Source organism: Streptomyces sp. 2P-4 (genome assembly GCF_030167965.1).
Taxonomy (GTDB): domain Bacteria; phylum Actinomycetota; class Actinomycetes; order Streptomycetales; family Streptomycetaceae; genus Streptomyces; species Streptomyces globosus_A.
The window spans coordinates 4,116,389-4,143,257 of record NZ_CP095011.1 but is presented as its reverse complement, the minus strand read 5'-3'; the positions used below and the strand labels follow the sequence as shown (position 1 = coordinate 4,143,257).

The window sequence follows — 26,869 nt, the reverse complement described above, 5'->3', positions numbered from 1 at the left end:
GTTCAGGACGGGCTTCGCATCAGGCGCGTCCTGCCCGTGCGGCACCGCGCCCTGACCGGCGACGCCCCGTGTCTCCGCCCGCGGGATGCATCCCGTGGGCCGACGGCCGCGTCCCGCGCGGTCGTTAGGGTCGGGGCATGGAGACCTCAACAGCGGGTGGCGGCGGGGGGCGGGCCGCGCGGTCGGCGTGGCGGACCGCCGCCCTGTGGGGCGGCGCCGGGCTCGCCACGCTCGTCCTGGGCAACCTCGTGCTGCGCGTCCCCCTCGGGGTCGGCGACCGCATCGCCGAGCCCGCCGCGATGCTCGCCGCCGCCTCCGTGCTCACCGCCACGCTGCTCGTGCGGCGGGCGCCGCTCGCGACGCTGGTGCTCACGCTCGGCTTCGGCGTCGCCGTCGTCTTCCTCTACTACAGTCCCGGCGTCGCCACCGTCCCCGTGCTCGCCGCCGCCGGGGCGCTCGGGCGGGTCGCTGTGGTCCGGAGCCGACGGGCCGCGCTCGCCGCGGTCGGGGCCACCGTCCTCGTCCTGATCCTGGTGCAGCTCGCACGGCCCGTCGAAGGCGGGCCCGCCCTCGTGCTCGTCCAGGGGCAACTGCCGGTCGTCGTCCTCGCCTGGCTGGTCGGGGACTCCGTCCGCCGCAGCCGCGAGGCCGCCGCGCAGGCGCACGCGGCCGCCACCGAGCAGGCGCTCACCGACGAACGGCTGCGCATAGCCCGCGAGCTGCACGACATGGTCGCCCACAGCATCGGCATCATCGCCATCCAGGCCGGCGTCGGCAGCCGCGTCATCGACACCCGGCCCGACCAGGCCCGCGACGCCCTCCAGGCCATCGAGGCGACCAGCCGGGACACCCTTTCGAGCCTGCGCCGCACCCTCGTCGCGCTGCGCCGCGGCGGGCCCGCCCCACTCGCGCCCGCGCCCGGCCTCGACGGGCTGGAGCGGCTCGCCGCCGCCACCGCCGGCGACACCGGACTCCGTATCGACGTCGCCGTGTCGGGGCGGCGGCGGCCGCTGCCGCAGGACGTCGAGCTCGCCGCCTACCGGATCGTCCAGGAGGCGCTCACCAACACCGTCCGGCACGCCCGCGCCCGCCACTGCCGTGTCGGTGTCGCGTACGAGGACGGGGCGCTCGCCCTCGACATCACCGACGACGGCCGCAGCAGCCCCGCGCAGGAAGGCGGCAGCGGCTTCGGCATCACCGGCATGCGCGAGCGGGCCGCCCTCCTCGGCGGCAGCCTCGACGCCGGCCCGCTGCCCGCCGGCGGGTTCCGGGTCGCCGCCGTGCTCCCGCTGCCCGCCACCGCTGTCCCTGCCGCCACCGCCCCCGCCGCCGCCCCCGCTGCCGAGGAGGCCCGATGAGCTCCGGCACCGTACGCGTCCTCCTCGCCGACGACCAGCCGCTCGTCCGGTCCGGGCTGCGGGTCCTCATGGCCGGCACCGCCGACCTGGAGGTCGTCGGCGAGGCCGCCGACGGCGCGGAGGCCGTCCGGCTCGCCGCCGAGCTCGCCCCCGACGTCGTCGTCATGGACATCCGCATGCCGGAGATGGACGGCATCGAGGCCACCCGCCGCATCACCGCGGCCCCCGGCGGCACCCGCGTCCTCATCCTGACGACGTTCGACGAGGACGACCACGTCCACGGCGCGCTGCGCGCAGGCGCGAGCGGGTTCGCCGTGAAGGACATGGCGCTGGACGACCTGTTGGCCGCCGTGCGGGTCGTCGCGGCGGGGGACGCGCTGCTCGCACCCGGTGTGACGCGCCGCCTGATCGCGGACTTCGTCGCCGGACCGGCGCCGGCGGCCGCGCGCGTGGCCGCCGTCACCGAGCGGGAGCAGGAGGTCCTGACGCTGGTCGGCCGCGGACTGTCGAACGCGGAGATCGCGCAGGAGCTGTTCATCTCCGTGGCGACGGCGAAGTCGCACGTCGCCCGGCTGCTGACGAAGCTCGGTGCCCGCGACCGGGTCCAGCTGGTGATCGAGGCCTACGACCGGGGGCTGGTCGCACCGCCCCGGTGACGGCGGTCCCCGTGACAGCGGCGCGGCCCCGGGCAGCCGGCGGCGAGCAGCCGCGCACGCCCCGAACCCGGCGCGGCAGCCGCCACCCCGCGACCCGCACTCGTCAAGGCTGTCCTTGGCGTCCCCTCGCGACGAATCGCTCAGGACAAGGGTTTATCAACAGTTGACGTACCGTCAACACCTCGTTAGAGGTACACGCGCGGTTCCCGGATCGACCCGAAAGGTTCGCGGGACCGCTCCGGGCGGCCGTCCGGAGCGCTGTCGGCCGGTCCGGCGGCGGCCCGGTCGACCTCGCACCAGATCCGCTTCCCGGCGCCCTCCCGCTGCCAGCCCCAGCGGTCGGCCAGTCCGTCGACGAGCTCCAGCCCGCGGCCCCCGGTGTCCCCGGCGCCGGCCTGCCGCCGGGACGGGGCCCGGCCGCTGGCGTCGGCGACCTCGACGCGCACCGCCGGCTCGCCGAGGAGCATGCGCAGGACGGCCGGGCAGCCGGTGTGCACGACGGCGTTGGTGACCAGCTCGGAGATCAGCAGGATCAGCGTCTCCGCGAGCGGCTCGTCGTCCCCTATCCCGCATCCCGCGAGCCGGGAACGGGCCCATCGTCGGGCCCGGCCGACCTCGGCCGGGTCCGGTCCTACCTCCAGCTGCACCTGAAGCACCTGCACCGCTCACACCATCCGAACCGGCGGACACTTCGCCTCGCGACAGGACGGGATCACCGACTGTGACCCCCTTGTCGAGCAGCATGGTTGACATACAGTCACCACAACAAGCGCTTCGGGCATATTCCAGCGCGAAGGAGTAGGCATGGTGCATACTGTGCGACGCTCACGCCGCGCTACCGCTCGCATTCCCGGGAGCGTACCGGAGCAGTACCCGCGGGCCGGGCCGTCCAGGCCCCCGCGTAGGACACAAACCGATATCAACTCTCCGTAATCAGACATGCGTCCCGCGTCGTCGCGCCCGTGCCCGGCCCGCGGGCCTGGTTCGTCACAGGCTGCCATCTCGGGCGTACGAGGCCCCCTCCCGCCCCCGCTCCTGCGCGTCGGCGAGGAGTTCCGCGGCCAGGGCCTCCTCCGCGGCGGCCGCCGTACGCCACTGCTCGGCCCGCACCCAGGCCCGCTTCAGGTGCAGGTGGACGTCGGCCTCCCAGGTGAAGCCCATCCCGCCGTGCACCTGGAGGCAGTCCCGGGCGTTCGCGGCGGCGGCCCGGTCGGCCAGCAGCTTCGCGCCGGCGATCTCCGCCGCCACCGCGGCCCCGAAGCCCGCCGCGCCCGCCGCCCCGGCCGCGCCCGCCCGGTCCGCCGCGTCCGCGCAGACCGCCGCCGCGTACACGGCCGTACGGGCCACCTCGGCCCGCACCAGCATGCCCGAGCAGAGGTGCTGCACCGCCTGGAAGGCCCCGATGGGCCGCCCGAACTGCTCCCGCTGCGCCGCGTACCGCACGGCCAGCTCGACGGTGCGCAGGGCGCTGCCGAGCTGGAGGGCGGCCGTCAGCAGGGCGCCCTCGTCGCGCAGGCGGGCGTCGGGGCCGGGGCCCGGCGGGGGGACGCGGTGGAGGGGGGTCAGCGGGTCCGCGGACGGCACGGGGCGGGCGGCGGGCAGCAGCGCGGCGGGAGCCTCGGTGCAGCCGCCGGCGCCTAGGACCGCGTCCGCCTCGGCGAGGTGGGCGACGAGCCGGCCGGGCGGGCCCGCGGCTGCGGCGGGGCGGTCGCCGAGGTCGAAGGCCGTGACGACGGCCGTGCCGTCGGCGGCGCCCTCGACACGGCCGGCGGCCAGGTGCGTGGCGACGAGCGGGCCGGGCAGCAGGGCCCGCCCGGCCTCCTCGAAGACGAGGACGGCCTCGGCGAGCCCGAGCCCCACCCCGCCGTCCGCCTCGGGCAGCCGCAGCGCGAAGAAGCCCGCGCCGCCCAGCTCCCGCCACAGTCCGCGGTCCACGCCCCCGGCTCCCCCGGCCTCCGCCCGGTCCACCGCCGCCCGCAGGGCCTCGCGCCCGAAGCGCCGCGACAGCAGGGCCCGTACGCCCGCCCGGAGGTCCTCCTGCTCCTGCGTCGGCTGGAAGTCCACGCTCACCGGCCCTTCGGGAGGCCGAGGATCCGCTCGGCGACGATGGTGTGCTGGATCTGCGAGGTGCCCGCGGCGATCGTGTAGGACAGCGAGGACAGGCGCTCGCGCACCCACTCCTCCTCCAGCGCGAGGGCGTCGGCGCCGAGGACCTCCGCGGCGGCGTCGTACAGCTCCTGCCGGGCCTGCGAGTAGGCCAGCTTGAAGACGGAGCCGCCGGCGCCGGGTACTCCGCCGGTGCGCTCGGCGGCGGAGACGTTCCACTGGGTGAGCCGCCACAGCGCCGCGAACTCCGCGGCGAGCCGGCCGAGGCGCCGCCGCAGCACGGCGTCGTCCCAGCGGCCGTTCGCGCGCGCGGCCCGCGCGAGGGCGCCCAGGGTGCGGCGGCAGGCGACGACCTCGCCGGCGAAGGCGGTGCCCCGCTCGAAGGAGAGGGTGGTCATGGTGACGCGCCAGCCGTCGTCCTCGGCGCCGACGCGGTACGCGACGGGGACGCGCACCCCGTCGAGGAACACCTCGGCGAACTCCGCGGACCCGGCCAGGGTCCGCAGCGGCCGGACCGTCACGCCCGGCGCGTCCATCGGCATGGCGAGCCAGGTGAGGCCGCGGTGCCGGGGCGCGTCGGGGCCGGTGCGGACGAGCAGCTCGCACCAGTCGGCGATCTCCGCGTGCGAGGTCCAGACCTTCGAGCCGGTGACCACGTACGCGTCGCCGTCGCGGACGGCGCGGGTGCGCAGGGAGGCCAGGTCGGAGCCGGCGCCGGGCTCGCTGAAGCCCTGGCACCACACCTCCTCGCCGCGCAGGACGGGCGGCAGCCAGCGGGCCCGCTGCGCGGGCGTGCCCTCGGCGGCGATGGTGGGGCCGGCGTGCAGGAGGCCGACGAAGTTCGCGCCGACGTACGGGGCGCCGGCCCGCTCGGCCTCCTCCAGGAAGGCCAGGTGCCGGGCCGGGCCCGCGCCGCGGCCGCCCGCGTCCGCGGGCCAGTGCAGGCCGGCGTAGCCGGCGTCGTACAGCCGGCGCTGCCAGCCGAGGTCGTACGCGCGCCGGCCGGGCCAGTCGTCGGGCGACGGCCGGGGCGGCAGCTCGGGCAGGGTCTTGGCCAGCCACGCGCGCAGCCCGGCCCGGAACTCCCGCTCCTCCTCCGTTTCGGCGAGGTCCACGGCGCCGCCCGCCTCAGACCAGGTCCAGGCCGAGCATGCGGATGGCGTTGCCGCGCATCAGCTTGTGGACGGTCTCGTCGTCGAGGCCCGCGACGTGGTCGAGGGCGACCTCCTTCGTGTGCGGGAAGGTGGAGTCGACGTGCGGGTAGTCGGTCTCGAAGGTGGCGTTGTCGCGGCCGACGGTGTCGATCGAGGCGACGCCGTGCTTGTCGCGGAAGAAGCAGCAGAAGACCTGCCGGTAGTAGTAGGTGGAGGGCGGCTCGGGGATCAGGTCGCGGACGCCGCCCCAGGCGCGGTGCTCGCGCCACACGTCGTCGGCGCGCTCCAGGGCGTACGGGATCCAGCCCATCTGGCCCTCGCTGTAGGCGAGCTTGAGCTGCGGGAACCTCACGAGGACGCCGCTGAAGAGGAAGTCCGTCATCGAGGCCATCGCGTTGTTGAAGCTGAGGGCGGCCTGGACGGCGGGCGGCGAGTCGGGGGAGGCCGCGGGCATCTGGGAGGAGGACCCGATGTGCATGTTGACGACCGTGCCGGTCTCCTGGCAGACCGCGAAGAAGGGGTCCCAGTAACCGGAGTGGATGGAGGGCAGGCCGAGGTGGGTGGGGATCTCGGAGAACGTGACGGCGCGCACCCCGCGCGCGGCGTTGCGGCGGACCTCGGCGACGGCGAGGCCGATGTCCCACAGCGGGATCAGGCACAGGGGGATCAGCCGGCCGCCGCTGTCGCCGCACCACTCCTCGACCATCCAGTCGTTGTAGGCGCGCACGCAGGCGAGGGCGACCTCCTTGTCGCGGGCCTCGGCGAAGGTCTGGCCGCAGAAGCGGGGGAAGGTGGGGAAGCAGAGGGACGCCTCGACGTGGTTGAGGTCCATGTCCTCCAGGCGCGCCTTGGGGTCCCAGCAGCCGCGGCGCATCTCCTCGCGGGTGATGCCCTCCAGGGTCATGTCGTCGCGGTCGAAGCCGACGGCGGCGATGTTCCGCTTGTACGGGAACCGCAGGTCCTCGTAGATCCACCAGTCGGCCGGGGGGCCGTCGGGGTCCATCGAGACGACGTACCTGCCGCCGCGGTACTCCAGCTCGCCGATGCCGGCGGTGAGCGGCTTCGGGCCGCGGTCGCGGTACTTGGCCGGCAGCCAGACGTCGAAGAGGTGGGCGGGCTCGATGACGTGGTCGTCGACGCTGATGATGCGGGGCAGTTCCATGGTGTCCCCCTCGCCGCGGGCCGGGCGGGCCGGGCCCGGGCGGGCAGCCGGAACGACCGGATCTGATGGAGCGTCAGAAAAGAACCGGCTCCACGCTAGCCCCGCACCCCTGGACCGGCAAGCGCCCGCGCCCTACGCTCTGCGCGAGATCTGACGGAGCGTCAGCAATGGGAGGTGGCCCGCCATGCCGGAAACGCCGCACAGCAGGACCGGACCGGACCCGGCCCCGCCCGCCGCCCCGGACACCCCGCACGCCCTCGGCGCCTCCCCCACCCTGTGGGCCCTCGTCGCCCGGCGCGCCGCCCTCACCCCCGACCGGCCCGCCCTGATCCAGGCCGCACCCGACCCGGCCGGCGACCGGACGCTGACCTTCGGCGCCCTCCGCGACCGCGCCGAGCGGGTCGCCGCCGGCCTGTACGGCAGGGGGGTCCGGCCGGCCACGGTCGTCGCCTGGCAGCTGCCCACCCGCATCGAGACCGTCCTGCTCTCCCTCGCCCTCGCCCGCCTCGGCGCCGTCCAGTCCCCCGTGATCCCCCTCTACCGGGAGCGCGAGACCGGCTTCGCCCTGCGCGCGTCGCAGGCCGAGTTCTTCGCCGTGCCCGGTGTCTGGCGCGGCTTCGACCACACCGCGATGGCCGCCCGGCTCGGCGCCCGCGGCGTCTTCCGCGTCCACGCCCCCGCCGACCTGCCCGACGGGGACCCCGCCGTGCTGCCCCCGCCGCCCGCCGACGGCACCGGCGTGCGCTGGATCTACTGGACCTCCGGCACCACCTCCGACCCCAAGGGCGTCCTGCACACCGACCGCTCCCTGCTCGCCGGCGGGTCCTGCCTCGCCCACGCCCTGCGCCCGGCCCCCGGCGACACCGGCTCCATCGCCTTCCCGTACGCCCACATCGGCGGGCCCGACTACCTCGTGATGCTGCTCCTGTACGGGTTCCCCGCCGTCCTCTTCGAGACGTTCGCGCTGCCGGACGCCCTGGACGGCTACCGGCGGCACGGCGTCACCATCGCCGGCGGCTCCACCGCCTTCTACACGATGTTCCTCGCCGAGCAGCGCAAGCGGCCCGGCGGGAAGCTGGTCCCCACCCTCCGCCTGATGGCCGGCGGCGGCGCCCCGAAACCGCCCGAGGTCCACCACGCGGTCGTCCGCGAACTGGGCTGCCGGCTGGCCCACGGCTACGGCATGACCGAAGTCCCCATGATCACGATGGGCTGCCCCGACGACAGCGAGGACGACCTCGCCCACACCGAGGGCCGCCCGCCCGCCGGCATGGAGATCCGCATCACCGGCCCCGCCGGCGACCCGCTCCCGGCCGGCGCCGAGGGCGAGGTGCGGCTGCGCGGCGAAGCCGTCTGCCGCGGCTACCTGGACCCGGCCGCGACCGCCGAGGCCTTCGACGCCGAGGGGTTCCTGCGCACCGGCGACCTGGGCCGGCTGACCCCGTCCGGCCACCTCGTCCTCACCGGCCGCAGCAAGGACGTCATCATCCGCAAGGGCGAGAACATCTCCGCGAAGGAGGTCGAGGAGCTCCTGCACGGCCTCCCCGGCGTCGGTGACGCCGCCGTCATCGGCCTGCCCGACCCCGAGCGCGGCGAGCGGGTCTGCGCCGTCGTCGAGCAGGCCCCCGGCGCCGCCCCGCTCACCCTGGACCGGGTCACGGCCCACCTGCGCGCCGCGGGCCTCGCCCCGCACAAACTGCCCGAGCAGCTGGAGCTCCTCGACGCCCTGCCCCGCAGCGAAGCCCTGCGCAAGGTCCTGAAGTACAAGCTCCGCGAGCGGTTCACCCGGCCCTGAACCGCACGCTGCGGTCGCCGCCGAAGCAGCAGGTTCCTACGATGGGGTGAGTCAGCTCGGGGACCCGGCACACCTCCAGGACAGGGGTGATCCGCCATGGGCCGCCGCCACCGGGCCGTCCCCGCCGTCGCCGCCGCCTCCCTGCTGCTCGCCGCGCTCTGCACGGGCCAGGCACCCGCCGCGGCACTCCCCGGGCGCGTGGACATCGACCCCGCCACCGCCGAGCGCCTCGACGAGGCCATCACCGAGACGATGCGCAAGGCCGGCATCCCGGGCGTCTCCGTCGGCCTGTGGACCGACGGCGGCGGCTCGTACGAGCGGGCCTTCGGCACCGCCGACACCGCGACCGGCACCCCGATGAAGACCGACCTGCACACCCGTATCGGCAGCATCACCAAGACGTTCACCGTCACCGCCGTGCTCCGGCTCGCCGACGACGGCAAGGTCAGCCTGGACGAGCCGATCGGCCGGTACGTGGACGGCGTACCCGGCGGCGACCGCATCACCGTCCGGCAGCTCGCCGACATGCGCAGCGGCCTCTACAACTACACCGAGGACCAGGGCTTCCTGGACGCCATGAAGCAGAACCCGGACCGCGCCTGGAGCCCGCAGGAACTCCTCGACACCGCGTTCAAGCACCCCGCGCAGTTCGCGCCCGGCGCCCGCTGGGAGTACAGCAACACCAACACCGTGCTGCTGGGGCTGCTCGTCGAGAAGGTCGGCGGACTGCCGCTCAGGGACCACATCCGGGAGGAGGTCCTGGAGCCGGCCGGGCTGGACAACACCGCACTCCCGGTCGGTGCAGAGATCCCGGAGCCGTACGTGCACGGCTACACGGACTTCGCGCCGGGCGGGAAGACCACCGACGCGAGCGGCTGGAACCCGAGCTGGGCGTGGGCCGCCGGCGCCATGACGTCCACCCTGGACGACCTGCGCACCTGGGCCCCCGTCATGGCCTCCGGCCGCCTGCCCGACGGCGGCCGGCTCCTGGAGCCGGGCACCCAGGCCCAGCGGGTGCGGATGCTGCCGACGGGACACCAGGGCGTCCGGTACGGGCTGGGCATCGCCGAGTTCGACGGATGGATCGGGCACAACGGCGAACTGCCCGGCTACGAGACCATCGCCGTCCGGCTCCCGCAGGAGCGCACCACCTTCGTCGTCATCGTCAATTCCGACATCGACAAGAAGGAGGGCAGCCTGAGCACCCTCATCGGCAACGCCGTGACCGAGATCGTCACGCCGGAGAACGTCTGGGAGCTGCCGGCGGCGGCACAGCCCAAGGGGCCGGCCGGGCCTTCCGAGGCACCCGCGACGGGCAGGCCGGAGACCGGGAGCACCGCCCCCGGCACCGGCACCGCGCCGTCCCCGGCCGGGAGCTGACGGCGCGGCCGCCCGCACGGCCCGCCGCCCGCGCGGGCCGGCTCCGGTCCGGCTTCCGTCAGAGCGCGTCGGGCGCCTCGACGCCGCAGTACGCCGCGAACGCCGCCAGGACGTCGTCCTCCGCGATGAGGCCGTCCCCGTCCGTGTCGAGGCCCGCCGCCACCTGCCCGGCGAGCTCCGCCGGCGTGCCGAGCACGTGCAGCACGCGCGCCGCCGCCTCCGGGGGCGTCCCCGCGCCGTCCCCGCCGGCCGCGGCGAGCACCGCGTGGAGGAACGGGCGGGCGATCTCCGCGAAGCGGTGCGGGTTGTCCCGCAGCCGCTTCGCCGCGCCGGTGACGAACTCCTCGCGGGTCACCCGCTGGTCGCCGTCGACGTCGGCGATGCCGGCCATGCCCTGCCAGAAGGCCTCGGCGCCCGCGAAGACGGCCTGGCCCTTCTCCGACCGTGCCGTCGTGCCGAATTCGGCCAGGACCGCCCGGGCGGCCGCGCTGAAGTCCTCGCGGTCGATGTATCCGTTGCCGTCCTGGTCGAAGGCGGCGAATCGGGCGGCGATCTTGCGCTCGTACTCTGCGCTGTCCATAGCGGCGTTCCGCCTTCACATGTGCGGTGGGGTGCAGTTCAAGACAAGGCGAGAGCGTAAGCCCTCGATGGCCCGCACGTTAAGCCGAGGTGCCCCGCAGGTGGCCGCATCGAACCCGCGCACGAGGAGCGCGGCGGGGCGCGCACCCGCGGTCGCGTGTGCCGCCGCCCGGTGCGCCGTCGCCGCCGTCCCCCGAAGGCCCGTCAGCGTGCTAGCACGGCGCCGCACTTACGGGGCGGCTTCCGCCAAAAGATTCGCGCGCGGGCCCGTGGCCAGTACATTCGTGGGGTCGACACACGGCTGGGGGCAGCACAATGCCGAAGGACGTACCACCGCGCTGGGACCGCCGCATGCAGCAGCGCCTCGCCCGCGGCGAGGCCGCCGCACTCGGAGAGCTGTACGACCGGTTCGCGTCCCTCGTGCACGGCCTGGCGCACCGGGTCCTCGGCGACGAGGGCGGCGCCGACCGCGTCACCCGCGAGGTGTTCGGCTACATCTGGCAGCACCCGGAGGCCTACGACCCCCGGCAGGGCTCCATGCGCTCCTGGGTGGCCCGGATCGCCCAGGGGCGGGCAGTGGACCGGCTCCGCCAGGCCGAGCGGGGCCGCGGCTCCCGCGAGGAGCTGGAGGAGAAGGTCCGCAGCGCCAACGCCGCCGCCCGCGCCGACTACATCGTCACGTCCATGCCCGCGCCGCTGCGGGCCGCGCTGGAACTCGCGTACTTCCAGCGCCGCGACTACCGGCAGGCCGCCGCGGACCTCCGGATCAGCGAGGACGAGGCCCGGCGCCGGCTCCGCCTCGGCCTGCAGCTGCTGTCGACCGCCAACGCCCTCCCGCAGGAGGACACCGCACCGCCCGGATACGGCCCGCCCGGATATGGAACCCCCCGATGAACGGTCCCGACGACGGACGCGACGGCCCCGGCGGCCCGGGCGGCCCCGGCGGCCGCCGCCCCGGCCCCGAAGAACAGCAGGTGGGCGGGGCGCCCCGGATACCGGGCCCGCGCGGCGCGGCCGGCACCCTCGACCCCGCGCACGCGCCGCCCCCGCAGGACCCGCCCCCGGCGCCGGACGGCGCGCCCCCGACGGCGGCGGAGTCCCCGGCACCGGGCGGGCGGGCCCCCGAGCCCCGCTCGCACACCGTGCTGAAGTCCCTGCTCGGCGCGTGGGCGCTCGCCGCGTGCTCCGCCGAGGAGACGCAGGCCGTGGAGGAGCACCTCACCGAGTGCGCGCCCTGCGCGGAGGAGGCGCTGCGGCTGCGCGACGCGGTCGGCCTGCTGCACCGCGAGGAGAGTCTGGACCTCAAGCCGATGCTGCGGTCGCGCGTCCTGGAGGAGTGCCTGGGCAAGCGGCCCGCCCGCATCCCCGTCCCGGCGTGGGCGGGCCCGTACGACACCGAGACCGCGCGGCTCGACGCGCTGCTGCGGGACTTCGGCGACGGCGAGTGGGAGACCCCGGTCCGGCTGAAGTGGTTCGAAGAGGAGCGGCGGCGCACCCGCCGCACGACGGTCGCCGGGGTCATCGGCCACCTGATGACCGTGGACGGGCTCGTCGCGGCGGCCCTCGGGCTCGACGACCCGCTCGGCGGCGGGGCGCCGCAGCAGGGCGGAGCGACCGCCCGCACCGAGCACTACTGGAGCTCCGCCGGGCAGCCGCCGACCCGGCACGTCCGCAAGCCGTGGCGGGAGCAGGGGCACGCCCTCCTGCGGACCGTCTCGTTCGCGGGCCGGGGCGCGGCCGGGCTGACCGTGGACTACGGGCCGTTCGCCCTGCCGCTCGGCGACGCCTTCCTGGAGCGCGCCTTCGAGTGCTGGGTGCACGCCTGGGACATCGCGGAGGCGGTGGACTACCCGTACGACGCGCCGTCGGGACCGGACCTGAACCGGATGATCGACCTGGCGGCGCGGCTCCTGCCGAGCGCGCTGGCGCACCGGCGGCGGACAGGCCTCGCCGCCCCGGCGCGCCGGCTCGCCGAGGCGGGCGCGCCGGGCCGGACCCTGCGCCTGGAGATCGAGGGCTCGGGCGGCGGCAGCTGGGACATCGCGCTGGACTCCCCGGCGGCCGCACCGTCGCCGGAGCACACGGTGGCGCGGATCGCGCTGGACGGGGCCGAGTTCTGCCAGCTGGCCGCCGGGCACATCTCCCCGGAGGAGGCGGCCGTGGGGCAGGACGGCGACCGCGAGGCGATCCGCGACGTGCTGTTCGCCGCCGCCTCGCTGAGCCGCCTCTGACCGGGCGGCCCGGGCGGCCGGGCCCGGCAGTGGCCCGGCAGCGGCCCGGCGGCGGCTCCGGTGCCGGTGCCGGTCCTAGGCGAAGACGACCGTGCGGCTGCCGTTCAGCAGGACGCGGTGCTCGCTGTGCCACTTCACGGCCCGGGCCAGGGCCTGGCACTCCACGTCGCGGCCGACCGCCACGAGCTGGTCCGGGGTGACCTCGTGGCCGACGCGCTCGACCTCCTGCTCGATGATCGGGCCCTCGTCGAGGTCGGCCGTGACGTAGTGGGCGGTCGCGCCGATCAGCTTCACGCCCCGGGCGTGCGCCTGGTGGTACGGCTTCGCTCCCTTGAAGCTCGGCAGGAAGGAGTGGTGGATGTTGATGATCCGGCCGCTCAGCTCCCGGCACAGGGTGTCCGAGAGGACCTGCATGTAGCGGGCGAGGACGACGAGTTCGACGTTCTCGGCACGGACGATGTCCAGGAGCTTCTGCTCGGCCGCCGCCTTCGTCTCCTTCGTCACCGGGATGTGGTGGAAGGGGATGTCGTACGAGGCGACGAGCTCGGCGAAGTCGGTGTGGTTCGAGACCACGGCGGCGATCTCCACCGGCAGGGCGCCGATCCGGGTGCGGAACAGCAGGTCGTTCAGGCAGTGCCCGAACTTCGAGACCATCAGGACGATCCGCATCCGCTCGTCGGAGCGGTGGATCTGCCAGTCCATGCGGAAGGAGTCGCCGATCGCGGCGAAGCTGGCCCGCAGCTTCTCCACCGAGACGGGCGGCTCGGCCGAGAAGTGGACCCGCATGAAGAACAGGCCGGTGTCGTGGTCGCCGAACTGGCGGCTGTCCTCGATGTTGCACCCGGTCATGAACAGGTAGCTGGACACGGCGTGCACGATGCCCTGCTTGTCGGGGCAGGACAGGGTCAGTACGTACTGCTGGGGGGCCTCGGTGTGCGGGTCGTCGCTCATGACCCCACAGCTTTTCACACGCCGCGGGTCAGGATCCTCAGCAGTTCCAGCGACCGCGGCGCCGCATCCGGGTCGTCGCCGTCCGACCGCGCCATCCGTACGTGCGCCTCGCGGGCGGCGCGCACGGCCTCGGGCCAGTCCGGGTGGTCCAGGTAGGCGGAGACGGGGGCGTCGGGGCCGACCTGGTGCAGGATGCGGAGCACGCGCAGGACCGCCGCGTCGACGAGGGCCGCCTCGTGGGCGTCGCGGAAGATCGTGCCGACGTACCTGTCGGCGGACCAGCTGTCGAGCCAGGTGTCCTCGACGAGCCGGTACACGGCGTCGGTGACGTCCCCGTATCCCTCGACTCCGGCGAGCCAGGTCTCCTTCTGGAAGACCGGGTCGGAGATCATGTGCAGCGCCGAGCGCACGTTGCTGCGCCAGCGCCACCACGGCATGTCGTTCAGGGGCATGCCGCCCATGGTGGAGGAGCGGCCGCCGCGTTTGGAAGTGTTCTTCGAACCTTGGGCGAATGTCACGCTTTCGATCGTACGTTCCCCTCTGATGCGATCTTGAGGCACCTGCGGTGGGGGCGCGGGGCGCGTACACCCCCTGGCTTTCACCCGGCCGTCACCGTCCGTTGCACCACTCTCACTCCCGCGTTCCCCCCGGGCCGGAATGGTGCATGAACATGACCGATCGGCGACGCGCGACCCCCATCCACCGCACCGTGCTCGCATCGGCGCTGGCCGCATGCCTGGCCGCCGGATGCGGCGTGATCCCGTCGGGCTCCGGGCCCGCCGGGGACACCATCACCGTCATGACCTTCGCCCCGCAGGACACCGCCGCCACCAACATGCCCGGCATGGTCGGCATGGCCAAGGCGTACGAGCGCTGGACCAACGCCAGGGGCGGCATCAACGGCCGCCGGCTGCGCGTGATCACCTGCAACGAGAAGAACACCCCGAGCGGCGCCGCGGACTGCGCCCGCAAGGCCGTCGCGGAGAACGCGGTGGCCGTCGTCGGCTCCTACAGCCAGCACGGGCGCGCCTTCATGGCCCCCCTCGAATCCGAGGGCATCCCCTTCATCGGCGGCTACGGCGTCACCTCCGAGGAGTTCCAGAGCCCGCTGTCCTTCCCCGTCAACGGCGGCCAGCCCGTCCTCCTCGCGGGCGCCGGCCACCAGCTGGGCCGGGTCTGCGAGCAGGTGTCCCTGGTGCGGCCCGACACCCTCGCCGGCGACTCCATGCCGGTCCTCCTCGACGCCGGCCTGAAGGCCGACCCGGCCGGCAAGGCGGGCGGCGCCGAGGACATCCGGGCGGCCGAGGACACCGCCGACTTCGTCCCGCAGGCCCGCCAGGCCCTGGACGGCGCGGCGGGCAAGGACCCGTCCGGCAAGGAGCGCGGCTGCGTCACCGCCGTGCTCGGCCAGCGCACCGAGACCTTCTTCGACGCCTTCCGCCGCGCCGGCGACCCGCGCCGCAGCCCGCAGATCGCCTCCGTCCTCGGCAGCGTCAGCCAGGCGCTGATCGACCGCACCGGCGGCCGCGACAGCCCCTTCGAGGGGGCCCTCGTCACCGGCTGGTACCCCGTCTCGACGGACCCGCTGTGGGAGCCGATGCGCCGGGTGGCCTCCGAGCACGCCTTCGGTGACCACGCCGTCGACCCCGACGACAGCGGCACGCAGACCGCCTGGATCGCGTACACCGTGCTGAGCGAGGTCCTGAAGCGGCAGGAGCCCGGCGAGGAGGTCACCGCGCGGAAGATCGCCCGGACCCTGAAGCAGGCGGAACCCGTGCACACCGGGGGCCTGACGCCCGACCTGAGCTGGCGGCGCGAGGACATGCGCGCCATCGCCGCCTACCCCCGCATGGTGAACGGGCAGGTCACCTTCCAGGTCGTCCGCTCCGGGCGGCTCGTCGCCCAGCCGGGCGAGGAGGCGCGGGACATGACCGGGGCCCTGGAGCAGGCCCCGAGCCCGGCCTGACCTGGCCTGGCATGCGCGGGACGGCCGGGGGCGGGCCCCACCGCCCCCGGCCGGGCGTCACAGCTGCGACTTGTCGCGCTTCGGGAGGCTGTACTTGGCCGCGATCGGGTTCCACAGGGCCGCCGCCGACTCCTTCGCGCGGGTCGCCTCCCCGCTCGCCTTGTTGCCGTCGGCGGCGTCGTCCGTGTTCCGGGCGTGGCCGTCCTTGCAGCCCTTCTTCTTGTCGTCGGCGACGTCCTCCGCCCAGGCGGCGTAGCTGTTGTCGGCCTTTGCCGACGCCTTCCACGCCTTGGTGAGGGACGCCGACAGCCGCTGGTGGTTCGGCAGCTTGTCCAGCTGGAGCTCCTGGAGGCGCGTGACGAGCTCCTCGCGCTGGCGGGCGGCGCTGCGCAGGTCGTCGGCGGCCGTGCCGAGGTTGCGGCAGCCCTTGATGTCGTCGACCGCCTTGATGACCGAGTCCCGGCTGTCGGCGCTGTCCGCGAGCACCTTGTCCAACTGGACCGCCTGGGAGCGGGCCGGGTCCACGGGCGCCTCGACGGCCGCCGCGGCCGAACCCGTGGGGGACGGCGCCGCCGCGGCCGCGGCCGGGTCGTTGTTCTGCGCCTTCGGGTCGCTCAGCATCGCACCGACGCCGAGCCCCACCACGGCGAGGCCGATCACCACGGCCGCGATCACCGCGGGCGGCACCCGCCGCGCAGGCTGCGGCGGAGGCGGGGGCGGCGCGGCGAAGCCGGGCTGGGGGTGGGGCTGGGGCTGGGGCTGCCGGGCGTACTGCTGCGGATGCGGCAGCGGGCGCGGCGGGGGCCGGCGCAGCACCGGCTCCTGGATGGGCGGCATCTGCCGGGTGTGGCCGTCGGCTCCGTCCTGGCGGAAGAGGGCGTCGAAGTCGCCGGTGACGGGCGGGATGTACTGCGTCGCCGCCTCGTCCGGCCCCGCCCCCTGAGCGGCTCCCGGTCCGGCCGGGACCGGCGGGATGTACTGCGTCGCCGCCTCGTCGTGTGCGGCGGGACCGCCGGGACCGGCGGGCGGAACGGGGCCCGGGTCCGCCGGGACCGGCGGGATGTACTGGGTGACGGCCTCCGGCAGCGGCGGGTACCCGTACCCGTGCGGCTGCCCCGGCCCCTCGTACCCGGGCCCCAGCACATGCCCGGCCGGCGGCGCATCCGGGCCCGGGAGACCGGGACCCTGCACGCCCTGGTGGGGGTGGGCCTGGTCCGGGAAGCCCTGGTCCGGGAAGCCCTGGTCCGGGATGGCCTGGTTCGGGAAGCCTTGGTTCGGGAAGGCCTGGCCCTGCGCCGCCTGCCCGTGGAAGCCCTGGCCCGGAAAGGACTGGCCCGGAAAGGACTGGCCCTGGGGGGCGTGGTCCGGGGCGGGCAGGAAGCCGCCGCCCGGGTCCTGCGGGTGTCCCGCGGCCGGAGGGCCCGGGTAGGCCTGCGGGTGGCCGGGATGCGGGGCGGATGGCTCCGGGTACGGGGGGTCCGGGTACGCCGGGTCCGGGTACGGGGGGTCCGGGTTCCACTGCGCACCGGCCTGCGGGGCCCCCTGCTGGCCGCTGCCCTGTCCGCTCTCCGTCACCGGGACTCCTTCGCCGACTGCTCCGTCACTTGCGAAACCGGCGACTCACGCTACCCGGACCCCGCCCGCCCCGTCAGGTCCACCCCGAACATGCTTCCGGGCAGAGGCGGACATACCGCCCGCCCATCCCGGCCACAGCACTAGGCCACCGCCTCCAGCCTCGCGGCGAACTCCCGCGCCGCCGCCTCGTCCCGGTACGGGTCCAGCCGCGCCCGGAAGTCGTCCAGGTACTCGACGCCCCGGCTGGAGCGCAGCCCGGACAGCAGTTCCGCCGCCCGTCCCGCGGTCTGGCAGGCCTGCTCCACCTCCCGCTGCTGCACCTGCGCCGCCGCGAGCAGCAGCAGGCCGATCGCCCGCCGGCGCTCCTTGCCGGCCGGCAGCGCGGCCAGCGCCTCCCGGGCCTGCCGGGCCGCCTGCTCCGGCTGCCCGAGGTCGCGGTGGCAGTGGGCCAGCTCGTCCGCCAGGTAGGCCCCGTCGAAGTGCCGGATCCACACCGGGTCGTCCCCGGACTCCGGCTCGGCCCGCTCCAGGGCGCCGACGGCCCGCGAGGCCAGCACCGCCGTCGCCCGGGCGTCGCCCATCAGCGCGTGACCGCGCGCCTCGGCCGCGTAGAACATGGCCTCGGCCCGCGGCGTGACCTGGCCGCGCGTGCCCTCCTGGGCCGCCCGCGCCAGCTGGGCGATCTCCCGCGGGTTGCCGAGCTCGGCCGCCAGGTGGCTCATGGACGCCGCGAGCACGTACCCGCCGTACGCGCGGTCCCCCGCGGCCTGCGCCAGCCGCAGCGCCTGGATGTAGTACCGCTGCGCCAGCCCCGGCTGGCCCGTGTCCACCGCCATGTACCCGGCGAGCTCGGTGAGCCGGGCCACCGCCGCGAACAGGGCCCGCCCGACCGGCTCCCGGTACGAGCCGCCGATCAGCCCGGACACCACCGAGTTGAGGTAGTGCACCACGACCGGGCGGACATGCCCGCTCCCGAAGCGGTGGTCGAGCTCCTTCAGCGCGTCGGTCGTCGCGCGGACCGCCTCCACGTCCGACATGCCGACGCGCGAGCCGCCGTTGCGGGCGACCTGCACGTCGGCCCCGCTGATCAGCCAGTCCCGGCTCGGCTCGACGAGCGCCGACGCGGCGACGCTCGACCCGGACAGGAAGTCCCGCCGGCCGACGTCGCTCCGCCACAACTCGCTGGCCTGCTCGATCGCCCCGCCGACGGTCGGGGAGAACTGCAGGCCGATCCCGGAGGCGAGGTTCTTGCCGTTGGCCATGCCGATCTCGTCGATCGTCACGGTCCGGCCCAGTTTTCGGCCGAGCGCCTCCGCGATGATGCCGGGCGCCCGGCCCCGCGGCTGCTGGCCCCGCAGCCAGCGCGCCACCGACGTCTTGTCGTAGCGGAGGTCGAGGCCGTGCTCGGCCCCGCACATGTTGACGCGCCGGGCGAGCCCGGCGTTCGAGCACCCGGCTTCCTGGATGAGTGCCTGCAGCCGTTCGTTCGGCTGACGGGCGACGAGAGGCCTGGCTGCCATGAAAACCCCCAGAGGCCGCGGGTGATCGTTGGAAAGATCACTTCCCGCCTGATGTGTGGAGAATCATCCGCTTAGCGTCGTGTCGCTACCCAACCGCGGCGCCCCGGCCTCCCACGCGCCCCCGCCCGTGCTTCAGTGCGCCCCACATGCAGGATCGATGCAGCGTCCCCGGGCCGGCCCGGCCCCGTAACCCCGCGACGGGGCGCCAGTTGTGAAGGGCGTGGAAGAGACCATCGGAGTCACGGAGACCGCACCCATCCCCCAGCAGCGCGGAGAGCAGCTGCTGGACCATGCCGTGCGGTACACGGAAGAGCGGCACTGGGACGTCTTCGCCGGCACCTGGCTGGAGCACGCGGAGGGGCGCGAGCTGTGCTCCTGCGGGGCCGCGGACTGCGCGGCGCCGGGCGCGCACGCCGCGGTGAAGGACTGGGCGGCGGTCGCCACGGGCAGCGCGGTGCAGGTCCGGCGGGTGTGGGGCAAGCGCCCCGACGCGTCGATCCTGCTGCCGACGGGCCGCACGTTCGACGCGCTGGACGTCCCCGACACCGCCGGATTCCTCGCCCTGGCCCGCCTGGAGCGCATGCAGCGCACCCTCGGGCCGGTGACGCTCACCCCCGGCCACCGGATGCTGTTCTTCGTCCTGCCGGGCGCCGCCGCCAAGGTCCCCGACATGGTCCGCCGGTTCGGCTGGTCCCCCTCCGCGATCGACCTGAAGGTGCGCGGCGAGGGCGAGTACGTGGCCGCCCCGCCGACCCGCGTCGGCGGCCGGGGCGTCGTCCAGTGGGCGCGGCGCCCCACTCCCGCGAACCGGTGGCTGCCGGACACCGACGAGCTGATCGACGCGCTCGCCTACGCGTGCGGGCGCGAGGCCGCCGCGGAACGGGCCCGGCGCAGCGCCTGACGCCGTCCCGCCGGCCGCCCGCCGGCGCGCCCGGCGGGACACACGTGCAGGTCGGCGGGTGCGTTCCGCTCGGGAAAGACATGACATTCGTAACTGCTGCGCCTCTTCCGGCCGCCCTATCGTCGTGGATGTAGGACCACGGGGACATGGACGAGAGGCGGGCGCATGCCGAACCAGGGTGATGCGGCGGGCGGGGCGGTCGGAGCGGGCAGCGCGCCCGAGACGCCGTACGGGGGGCGGGCGGCGGTCCGCGTCGAGGGGCTGTGGAAGCGCTTCGGCGAGCAGGTGGCGGTCGCGGGCATCGACCTGGAGCTGCCCGCGGGCAGGTTCATCGGCCTGGTCGGCCCGAACGGCGCGGGGAAGACGACGACGCTGTCCATGGTGACGGGCCTGCTCCGGCCGGACATGGGGCGGGTCCTCGTCGCCGGCCACGACGTGTGGGCGGACCCGGTCGCGGTGAAGTCCCGGATCGGCGTCCTGCCGGAGGGCCTGCGCCTGTTCGAGCGCCTGTCGGGCCGTGAACTGCTCGGCTACATGGGCCGGCTGCGCGGCATGCCGGGCGACGAGACCGACAAGCGGGCCACGCAGCTGCTGGACGTCCTGGACCTGGCGGGCTCGCAGCACAAGCTGGTCGTCGACTACTCGACGGGCATGCGGAAGAAGATCGGGCTGGCGGCCGCTCTGCTGCACAACCCCGAAGTGCTGTTCCTGGACGAGCCGTTCGAGGGTGTCGACCCGGTGTCGGCGCAGACCATCCGCGGGGTGCTGGAACGTTACACCGCCTCCGGTGCCACGGTCGTCTTCTCCTCCCACGTGATGGAGCTGGTCGAGTCGCTGTGCGACTGGGTCGCCGTCATGGCGGGCGGCCGGATCCGGGCCGCGGGCCCGCTGGCCCTCGTACGGGGCGAAGCGCCCACGCTGCAGGCCGCGTTCCTGGAGCTCGTCGGCGCGGGCGGCCGCACCGCCGGCGAGTCGCTGGACTGGCTGGGCGGGCAGGCCGCCCGATGAACACCGCAGCCCCCGCCCCCGCCTCCCCGTCCGCGCCGGTTCCGCCGTCCGCGGCTGCGGCTGCGGCCGGCGCGCATGCGCCCGACCCCGCCGCGGTGTTCGTCCGCCTCAAGCTGTCGCTGCTGCGCAACGGCCTGAAGGGGTCGTCCAAGCGGAAGGCCGCCTACTTCGGGTCGCTGGCCCTCGCCCTGCTGGTGGGCCTCGGCCTCGCCCTCGGGCTGTCCGCCCTGCGCGGCCACGCCCACGGCGGCACGGTCGTGGTCCTGCTGGCCGCGGTCCTCGCGCTCGGCTGGGCGTTCATGCCGCTGCTCTTCCCCGCCGGCGACGAGACGCTCGACCCGAGCCGGCTGGTGATGCTGCCGCTGCGGCCGCGGCCGCTCGTGCGGGCCCTGCTGGCCTCCTCGCTGATCGGCATCGGCCCCCTGTTCACGGTGTGCGTGGCCGTCGGCTCGGTCGTCGCCGTCGCCCGCGGCGCGGCGGGCACCGCTGCCGCCGTGGTGGCCGTGCCGCTGCTGCTGCTCGGCTGCGTGACGCTGGCGCGGGCCGTCGCCACGGCGAACGTACGGCTGCTGACGAGCCGCAAGGGCCGCGACCTCGCCCTGCTCAGCGGCATCGTCATCGCGATCGGCGCCCAGCTCGCGAACTTCGCGGGCCAGCGGCTGATGGAGACGGGCGGCCTGGCGCAGCTCCAGCCCGCCGGCGCGGTGGTGCGCTGGCTGCCGCCCGCCACCGCCGTCGGCATGGTCGACTCGGCGAGCCGGGGCGCGTACGCGACCGCCGCCGCCCAGCTGGCGCTGACCCTCGCGGGGCTGGCGCTGCTGGTGTGGCTGTGGGAGCGCAGCCTGACCCGGGTGATGGTGACCCCGGACGGCTCGACGGTCGCCGCGCAGGCCTCCTCCGAACGCGGATCGGCGGGCGGCGGCCTGTGGGGCCTGCTGCCCGGCGGCCGGACCGGCGCGACCATGCAGCGCACGCTGCGGTACGTGGTGCGGGACCCGAAGACGAAGGCCGCGTGGGTGTCGTCCCTGGCGCTCGGCCTGATCATCCCGGTGTTCAACGCCCTCCAGGGGAACGGCTCCATCTACCTGGTGTGCTTCGGCACGGGCATGCTCGGCCTGCAGATGTACAACCAGTTCGGGCAGGACACGTCGGCGTTCTGGATGGTCGCGCAGACGATCTCGACGACCCGCGACGCGTACGAGGAGCTGCGGGCCCGCGCCTACGCGCTCGCGCTGATCACGGTGCCGTACACCGTCCTCGTCACGGCGGCCACCGCGGCCGTCGTCCCGGACTGGCGGGCCTTCCCGGCCGGCCTGGGCGTGGCGCTCGCGGTGATGGGCTCGATGATGTGCACGGGCGCGCTGGCCTCGGCCCGGTTCCCGTACTCGATCCCGACGGACGGGGCGTTCAAGAGCGTCGCCCCGGGGCAGGCGGGCCTGGCCTGGGCGGGCATGGCGGGCGGCCTGCTGGCGTCGCTGGTCCTGTCCGGGCCGGTCATCGGCCTGGCGATCTGGTTCGAGGTGGCGCGGATGGAGTCCGCGTTCTGGCTCCTGCTGCCCCTCGGCGCGGCCTGGGGCGCGGCCGCGGCCTGGGGAGGCGTACGGCTGGCGGCGCCGCGGGTGGCCCGGCAGCTGCCGGAGATCCTCCAGGCGGTCAGCAAGGGCTGAGCCCGGCCGCGAAGGTGCGAGGGGGGTGCGGGGCCTGCGGGCCCGGCACCCCCCTCGCGTGGGTGCCGTCCGGCGCGGTCGGCCGCGGGCCCGCGGTGATCCGCGCCGTGAAGAGGACGGCGCCGAGGGCGGCGGCGATCTCGATCGACCAGGCCCGCCCCGGCGCCCTCCGCATAGGCGCTCGCCAGGGCGGCGCAGTAGCTGCCCGCGTCCGGATGGCCGTCGATGACGAGAATGCGCCGCACCCTTGCTCCCGCTGTCGTGGCCGGCCTCCCCGGGAGGAGACCTACCACGCCCCGGGCCCTCCGCTTCGCGCGCGCCGCACGGAGTCGCCCGTGGGGAGCACCCGCTGCCGTCGAACGGGTTCGCCTGACGGGATGGCGGGCACCGCGCCCGATCGTGCGGTCAGCCGCGGACGGGTTGCAGGCGTTGCAGGAAGGGCTCCAGGGCTGTGCGGCAGGGTTCCGGGTGGGTGTGGTGGAGGTAGTGGCCGGCGTCCGGGACTTCCGCGTAGTGGCCCGACGGCAGGACGCGGACCATCTCCTGGGCTTCCGCGCGGCCCAGTTCGCCGTCGAGGGCGCGGACGACCAGGGTGGGGCAGGCGACCTGGGCCAGTTCGTCCCAGTGGGCGTCGTGGACCCAGGTCTCACGCGCCGTCAGCATCTGGCGGCGGGAGAAGACGGGGCGCCAGCCGTCGGGGGTCTCGTGCATGACGTCCGCGAAGAAGGCGCCGCGGCCCGGGTCCGGCCGCTCCACGCGCGGGTCGTCCTCGCCGAACCAGCGGCGGGCGGCGTCCTGGCTGGGGAAGGGGAGGGGCCAGCGGCGGAACCAGTCCTCCCAGTCGCGCTGGGAGGCCTCGCCGAGGGCCGAGGCGCGCATGTCGAGGATGACCAGGGCCGCGACCAGGTCGGGGCGGCGGGCGGCGAGCTGCCAGCCGGTGAGGGCGCCCATGGAGTGGCCGATCACGGTGACGGGGGCGAGGCCGAGCTGTTCGATCACGGCCTCGGCGTCCGCGACGAAGGCCTCGCGGCCGAGGGAGGCGCCAGGGTCCGCCCCGGCGGGCGGGCGGGCACTGTGGCCGTGGCCGCGCTGGTCGAGGGCGATGACGCGGCGGCCCTCGGCGAGCCAGCGGGCGGTGCCGGCCCAGTGGTGGGCGCGGCCCATCAGGCCGTGGAGTAACAGGACGCGGGGAGCCGCGGCGTCGGCGGCCGGGCCGAATTCCCAGGCGGCCAGGCGCACGCCGTCGGCCCCTGTCACATCGATGCGCTGTACCACCGCAGATGCACCCCCTTCGTCCACGGCAGACTATCGAACCTGCATTCGAAAACGGCTTTGCGCCGCCCAACACCGCTCTTTCGAGTGACCTTGCTCAAGGATTGGCCGCCGCTGCCGAAGGAGATCCTTTGAGCAGGGAGGCGGGCCGCTCGGGGAAGACGGTCCGAAGGGGATGACCTTGAGAGCTCGGGGCTCCGGGTCGACAAGGGGAGGAAGGGTCCCGGCGCCGCAAGGCGCCGGGACCCTGACACCACCGGCACCGCCGCCGCAGCCGCAGCGGCGGTGCGGTCAGCGCTTGGCGACGAAGACGTGCGAGGCGATCTCGTCCTCCAGCTCGGCGGCCTCGCCGCCGCTGCCGACGAGCACCCCGCCGGGCGACTCCGTCACACTCACCACCGAGCCGGGCTGCACGCCCGCCCGCCGCAGCGTGTACATCAGCTGGGCGTCCGTCTGGATCGGCTCGCCGATGCGGCGGACGACCACCGTCTTGCCCTCCGTGCCCGGCTCCAGCTCGGACAGGGCGACCATGCCGTCCTCCAGGAACGGGTCGGCCTCGGCCTTCTCGCCCAGCTCCTCCAGACCCGGGATCGGGTTCCCGTACGGCGATTCGGTCGGGTGCCGCAGCAGCTCCAGCACGCGCCGCTCCACCGCCTCGCTCATCACGTGCTCCCAGCGGCAGGCCTCGGCGTGCACCTGCTCCCACTCCAGGCCGATGACGTCCACGAGGAGGCACTCCGCGAGCCGGTGCTTGCGCATCACGCGCGTTGCGAGGCGGCGCCCCTCCTCCGTCAGCTCCAGGTGGCGGTCGCTCGCCACCGCCACGAGACCGTCGCGCTCCATCCGCGCCACGGTCTGGCTGACCGTCGGGCCGCTCTGGTCGAGCCGCTCCGCGATCCGGGCGCGCATGGGGACGACGCCTTCCTCTTCCAGCTCGAGGATGGTGCGGAGGTACATCTCCGTGGTGTCGATCAGTCCGGACATTCGTGCCCCTCGGATTATCGTGCGCTGGCCCTGACCCCAATTCTGACGCATCGCGCCGACAACCGTCCCGCGCCTGCCGCGGAGTCCCCAGGCCTCCGCGAGCCGCTCTCGACCTCCGCAAGCCCCCCGCCCCCGTATTGACAGCGCGTTGGTCCAGACCGCACGGTGAGCGGCGGACACGGACGCACCCCATCCCCGGAAGGGCTCCACCGCGATGAGCGAAAGCAAGCCGGCCGACCGCTTCCTCGACGCCGCGATCACCCTGCTCCAGCGGGTGCAGCGCGAGGAGGGCGGGCGCATCGCCGAAGCCGGTGCGGCCGTCGCCGACGCCGTCGCCGCAGGGAACCGGCTCTTCGCCTTCGGCGCCGGGCACTCCTCGCTGCCCGCCCAGGACGTCGTCTACCGGGCGGGCGGGCTCGCCCTGATGAACTTCCTCGCCGTCCCCGGCACCGCCGGCGTCGACGTCATGCCCGCCACGCTCGGCAGCGCCCTGGAGCGGGTCGGCGGGCTGGCCGGCGCCGTCCTCGACAGCAGCCCCGCCACCGCCGGGGACGTCCTCTTCGTCATCTCCCTGTCCGGGCGCAACGCCCTGCCCGTCGAGATGGCCGTCAACGCGCGCGCCCTCGGCCTGAAGGTCGTCGGGGTGACCTCGGTCGCCTACACGACCGGGACGAAGTCGCGGCACTCCTCCGGCACCTTCCTGCGGGACCACTGCGACATCGTCCTCGACAGCAAGATCGACGTCGGCGACGCCGAGCTGACCCTCGACGGCATCGACGCCCCCTTCGCCCCCGCCTCCACCGTCGTCACCAGCGCGATCATGCAGGCCGTGATGGCCGCCGCCGCGGGCGAGCTCGCCGCGCGCGGCATCGAGCCGCCGCTGCTGCGCTCCGGCAACGTCGACGGCGGCCACGAGTGGAACGGCCGCGTCATGCAGGAGTACGGCGACCGGATCTTCTACCGGCACTGACCGGCGCCCGCGCCGACCCCCGCCCCCGCCGCCGCCGCCCCGCACGCTACGGCCGTTCCGGCGCGGTGCGCGCCAGGTCCAGGTCGGCCGCCACCCGGCCCGCGACCTCCTCCGCGTACGCCGCGTCCGCGCGGTCGAACGCGGACCGCGACGCCGACCGCAGGTACGTCAGCGCCCCCAGCGTCCGGCCCCGGCTGCGCAGCACCGTGCACAGGGCGTGCGCCGTGCCCTCGGGCCACAGCCGCCCCCGCGCCCAGCCCTCGGCGGTCTCCCCCCGGGTGGCGCTCGCCCGGACCGAGCCGATCCGGTCCAGCGCCTGGAGCACCGGGTGCCCCGGCTCGTACGGCACCGGCCGCGCCCCCCGCCCGGCCGGCGCCGGCGGGGCCGTGATCGTCCGGACCAGCCGCGGCGGCTTCCCCGGACCGTCGGCGGACGGCTCCAGCACGTCCAGCAGGGCGTGGTCCGCGAACCCGGCGAGCGCGAAGTCCAGGCGCACCCCGGCCGCCTCCGCCGGGTCCTCGCACTCGGCGGCCGCCCGGCCCGCCCGGTGCAGCTGGGCGGTGCGGAACCGCAGCCGGGAGGTGTCCAGCGCGTCCTGCCGGTCCTCGGTGACGTCCTGGAACAGCCACCCCACGCCCAGCGGTACGGGCTCCTCCGCCAGCGGCGAGCCCAGCCGTACGAACCCGCACCGCCAGCAGCAGCGCCGCTCGCCCTCCGGGGTGCGCACCGACACCCACATCTCGGCGGGGCCCGGCGGGGCCCCCTCGGCCAGCACGTGCTGGAGGGCCGCTTCCAGCTCGTCGGCGCCCTGCGCCAGCAGGTCGCCGAGCGGGCGGCCGAGCAGGTCGGTGCGCCCGGATCCGAAGGCGCGGGCGGCGCGCGCGTTGACCACGGCGGGCCGCAGGTCCACGTCCACGAGGACCACGGCCCAGGAGGCGTCGTCCATCAGCGCGTCGCTGAGCGCGATGGACCGCTCCAGGTCGATCTGGGCGTGCACCTCGGTGAAGGCGCAGTACACGCCGGCGGGCCTGCCGTCCGCTCCGGGGACGCCGGCGGACTGCGTCCGCACCAGGACCCGCCCGCCGTCCTTGGTCAGCAGCGCGAACTCGTGGACCTGCCTGCCGGGCACGTCCTGGGCGGCCATGAGCCGGTCCTCGACGTCCTGGGCGTCGGCGGGCCGGGCCGCCCAGCCGGAGAAGCCCTTGCGGCCCACCGCCTCGGCCGCGGTCCAGCCCAGGATCCGCTCGGCCTCGCGGTTCCAGTGGGTGACCACGCCGTCGGCGTCGAACGCGCACAGGGCGGCGTCCATCCCGTCCAGCAGCGCGGCAAGCAGATCGTGGGTCGGTTGTCCGGAAGCACTCACCTGGCACCCCCGCAGGTGTTTCGCGTGTGCGGCACGTCAGATCATTGAACTGGAACGTGACGCAGCCCACACCGCATTCCCCGAATCGTCCCGAAAGAAATCGGTTGAGACCCCGGCGGGAGCGTCCTAGTGTCTGCGGTACACGAGAAGGGAGGTGGTTCCGGAAATGTACGACTACCGGACGCGTGAGGTGACTGCGGGCTAGGGCCCGTCGTCGCAACGCACCCAGTGCGGTGCCCGGCGGACAACGCCCGGCGCCAAACCACAGCAG

At 75.1% G+C, this 26,869-nt stretch carries 23 protein-coding genes; 11 read left to right on the top strand and 12 right to left on the bottom strand.

Annotated features, from left to right (window positions below; translation table 11 throughout):
• The first annotated feature begins 137 nt into the window (after positions 1-137).
• Positions 138-1,358, top strand: a complete 1,221-nt coding sequence (locus tag MUK52_RS18340; protein WP_284578332.1) for a sensor histidine kinase — start codon at positions 138-140, stop codon at positions 1,356-1,358.
• Positions 1,355-2,014 carry a response regulator gene (locus MUK52_RS18335; RefSeq protein WP_114057985.1) on the top strand — a complete coding sequence of 220 codons (660 nt, stop codon included), beginning with the start codon at positions 1,355-1,357 and terminating at the stop codon, positions 2,012-2,014. Before MUK52_RS18340 ends, MUK52_RS18335 begins: the two co-directional genes overlap by 4 nt.
• Positions 2,015-2,199: 185 nt before the next feature.
• Here MUK52_RS18335 and MUK52_RS18330 read toward each other — a convergent pair whose 3' ends face one another.
• From MUK52_RS18330 to MUK52_RS18315, 4 genes are all read right to left on the bottom strand, one after another.
• A complete protein-coding gene (locus tag MUK52_RS18330) occupies positions 2,200-2,676 on the bottom strand; it encodes an ATP-binding protein (RefSeq protein WP_114057986.1) in 477 nt (158 codons plus the stop codon).
• A gap of 325 nt (positions 2,677-3,001) precedes the next feature.
• Positions 3,002-4,078 carry an acyl-CoA dehydrogenase family protein gene (locus MUK52_RS18325; protein WP_284581723.1) on the bottom strand — a complete coding sequence of 359 codons (1,077 nt, stop codon included), beginning with the start codon at positions 4,076-4,078 and terminating at the stop codon, positions 3,002-3,004.
• 2 nt (positions 4,079-4,080) lie between these two features.
• Positions 4,081-5,235: an acyl-CoA dehydrogenase family protein gene (locus tag MUK52_RS18320; RefSeq protein ID WP_284578329.1), complete on the bottom strand. Its 1,155-nt coding sequence runs from the start codon at positions 5,233-5,235 to the stop codon at positions 4,081-4,083.
• Between the two features lie 13 nt (positions 5,236-5,248).
• Positions 5,249-6,436, bottom strand: coding sequence for an amidohydrolase family protein (locus MUK52_RS18315; protein WP_284578327.1), 1,188 nt, complete (start codon positions 6,434-6,436; stop codon positions 5,249-5,251).
• 184 nt (positions 6,437-6,620) lie between these two features.
• Here MUK52_RS18315 and MUK52_RS18310 point away from each other — a divergent pair, with 184 nt between their 5' ends.
• A complete protein-coding gene (locus MUK52_RS18310; RefSeq protein ID WP_284578324.1) occupies positions 6,621-8,231 on the top strand; it encodes a class I adenylate-forming enzyme family protein in 1,611 nt (536 codons plus the stop codon).
• A 96-nt stretch (positions 8,232-8,327) separates the two neighbouring features.
• Positions 8,328-9,611, top strand: a complete 1,284-nt coding sequence (locus MUK52_RS18305) for a serine hydrolase domain-containing protein (RefSeq protein ID WP_284578322.1) — start codon at positions 8,328-8,330, stop codon at positions 9,609-9,611.
• Positions 9,612-9,669: 58 nt separating this feature from the next.
• Here MUK52_RS18305 and MUK52_RS18300 read toward each other — a convergent pair whose 3' ends face one another.
• Positions 9,670-10,191, bottom strand: coding sequence for an EF-hand domain-containing protein (locus MUK52_RS18300; protein ID WP_284578319.1), 522 nt, complete (start codon positions 10,189-10,191; stop codon positions 9,670-9,672).
• Between the two features lie 314 nt (positions 10,192-10,505).
• On the opposite strand from MUK52_RS18300, the gene MUK52_RS18295 reads away from it, so the two are divergent.
• Positions 10,506-11,084, top strand: a complete 579-nt coding sequence (locus tag MUK52_RS18295; protein ID WP_114057997.1) for a sigma-70 family RNA polymerase sigma factor — start codon at positions 10,506-10,508, stop codon at positions 11,082-11,084.
• Positions 11,081-12,421, top strand: coding sequence for a maleylpyruvate isomerase N-terminal domain-containing protein (locus tag MUK52_RS18290; RefSeq protein WP_114057998.1), 1,341 nt, complete (start codon positions 11,081-11,083; stop codon positions 12,419-12,421). Before MUK52_RS18295 ends, MUK52_RS18290 begins: the two co-directional genes overlap by 4 nt.
• Positions 12,422-12,496: 75 nt before the next feature.
• On the opposite strand, the gene purU is transcribed toward MUK52_RS18290, so the two are convergent.
• A complete protein-coding gene (purU, locus tag MUK52_RS18285) occupies positions 12,497-13,372 on the bottom strand; it encodes a formyltetrahydrofolate deformylase (RefSeq protein ID WP_114057999.1) in 876 nt (291 codons plus the stop codon).
• A gap of 14 nt (positions 13,373-13,386) precedes the next feature.
• Entirely contained in the window at positions 13,387-13,833 is a 447-nt protein-coding gene (locus MUK52_RS18280; RefSeq protein ID WP_114058000.1) for an SCO4402 family protein, read from the bottom strand.
• A 209-nt stretch (positions 13,834-14,042) separates the two neighbouring features.
• Here MUK52_RS18280 and MUK52_RS18275 point away from each other — a divergent pair, with 209 nt between their 5' ends.
• Positions 14,043-15,338 carry an ABC transporter substrate-binding protein gene (locus MUK52_RS18275; RefSeq protein WP_114058988.1) on the top strand — a complete coding sequence of 432 codons (1,296 nt, stop codon included), beginning with the start codon at positions 14,043-14,045 and terminating at the stop codon, positions 15,336-15,338.
• Between the two features lie 57 nt (positions 15,339-15,395).
• On the opposite strand, the gene MUK52_RS18270 is transcribed toward MUK52_RS18275, so the two are convergent.
• Positions 15,396-16,913, bottom strand: coding sequence for a hypothetical protein (locus tag MUK52_RS18270; RefSeq protein WP_284578314.1), 1,518 nt, complete (start codon positions 16,911-16,913; stop codon positions 15,396-15,398).
• Between the two features lie 140 nt (positions 16,914-17,053).
• Positions 17,054-18,433, bottom strand: a complete 1,380-nt coding sequence (locus tag MUK52_RS18265; protein ID WP_114058001.1) for an NsdA family TPR-like regulatory protein — start codon at positions 18,431-18,433, stop codon at positions 17,054-17,056.
• A 220-nt stretch (positions 18,434-18,653) separates the two neighbouring features.
• Here MUK52_RS18265 and MUK52_RS18260 point away from each other — a divergent pair, with 220 nt between their 5' ends.
• From MUK52_RS18260 to MUK52_RS18250, 3 genes are all read left to right on the top strand, one after another.
• Positions 18,654-19,334, top strand: coding sequence for a bifunctional DNA primase/polymerase (locus MUK52_RS18260; protein WP_114058989.1), 681 nt, complete (start codon positions 18,654-18,656; stop codon positions 19,332-19,334).
• A gap of 165 nt (positions 19,335-19,499) precedes the next feature.
• Positions 19,500-20,342, top strand: coding sequence for an ABC transporter ATP-binding protein (locus tag MUK52_RS18255; protein WP_114058002.1), 843 nt, complete (start codon positions 19,500-19,502; stop codon positions 20,340-20,342).
• Positions 20,339-22,009, top strand: a complete 1,671-nt coding sequence (locus tag MUK52_RS18250; protein ID WP_246042725.1) for a transporter — start codon at positions 20,339-20,341, stop codon at positions 22,007-22,009. The genes MUK52_RS18255 and MUK52_RS18250 overlap by 4 nt, the downstream gene beginning before the upstream one ends.
• A gap of 405 nt (positions 22,010-22,414) precedes the next feature.
• Here the strand turns inward: MUK52_RS18250 and MUK52_RS18245 are convergent, their stop codons facing one another.
• Together MUK52_RS18245 and MUK52_RS18240 are read right to left on the bottom strand one after the other, a co-directional pair.
• Positions 22,415-23,284, bottom strand: a complete 870-nt coding sequence (locus MUK52_RS18245) for an alpha/beta fold hydrolase (RefSeq protein WP_114058004.1) — start codon at positions 23,282-23,284, stop codon at positions 22,415-22,417.
• 288 nt (positions 23,285-23,572) lie between these two features.
• On the bottom strand, positions 23,573-24,265 hold the full coding sequence (locus tag MUK52_RS18240) for an iron-dependent transcriptional repressor DtxR (protein WP_114058005.1): 693 nt from the start codon (positions 24,263-24,265) through the stop codon (positions 23,573-23,575).
• A 214-nt stretch (positions 24,266-24,479) separates the two neighbouring features.
• On the opposite strand from MUK52_RS18240, the gene MUK52_RS18235 reads away from it, so the two are divergent.
• Complete coding sequence (locus MUK52_RS18235) at positions 24,480-25,235, top strand: SIS domain-containing protein (protein ID WP_114058006.1); 756 nt, start codon at positions 24,480-24,482, stop codon at positions 25,233-25,235.
• A gap of 46 nt (positions 25,236-25,281) precedes the next feature.
• Here MUK52_RS18235 and MUK52_RS18230 read toward each other — a convergent pair whose 3' ends face one another.
• The gene (locus MUK52_RS18230) at positions 25,282-26,598 is read right to left on the bottom strand and encodes a PAS domain-containing protein (RefSeq protein WP_114058007.1); all 1,317 of its coding nucleotides are present in this window, start codon (positions 26,596-26,598) and stop codon (positions 25,282-25,284) included.
• Positions 26,599-26,869 lie beyond the last annotated feature (271 nt).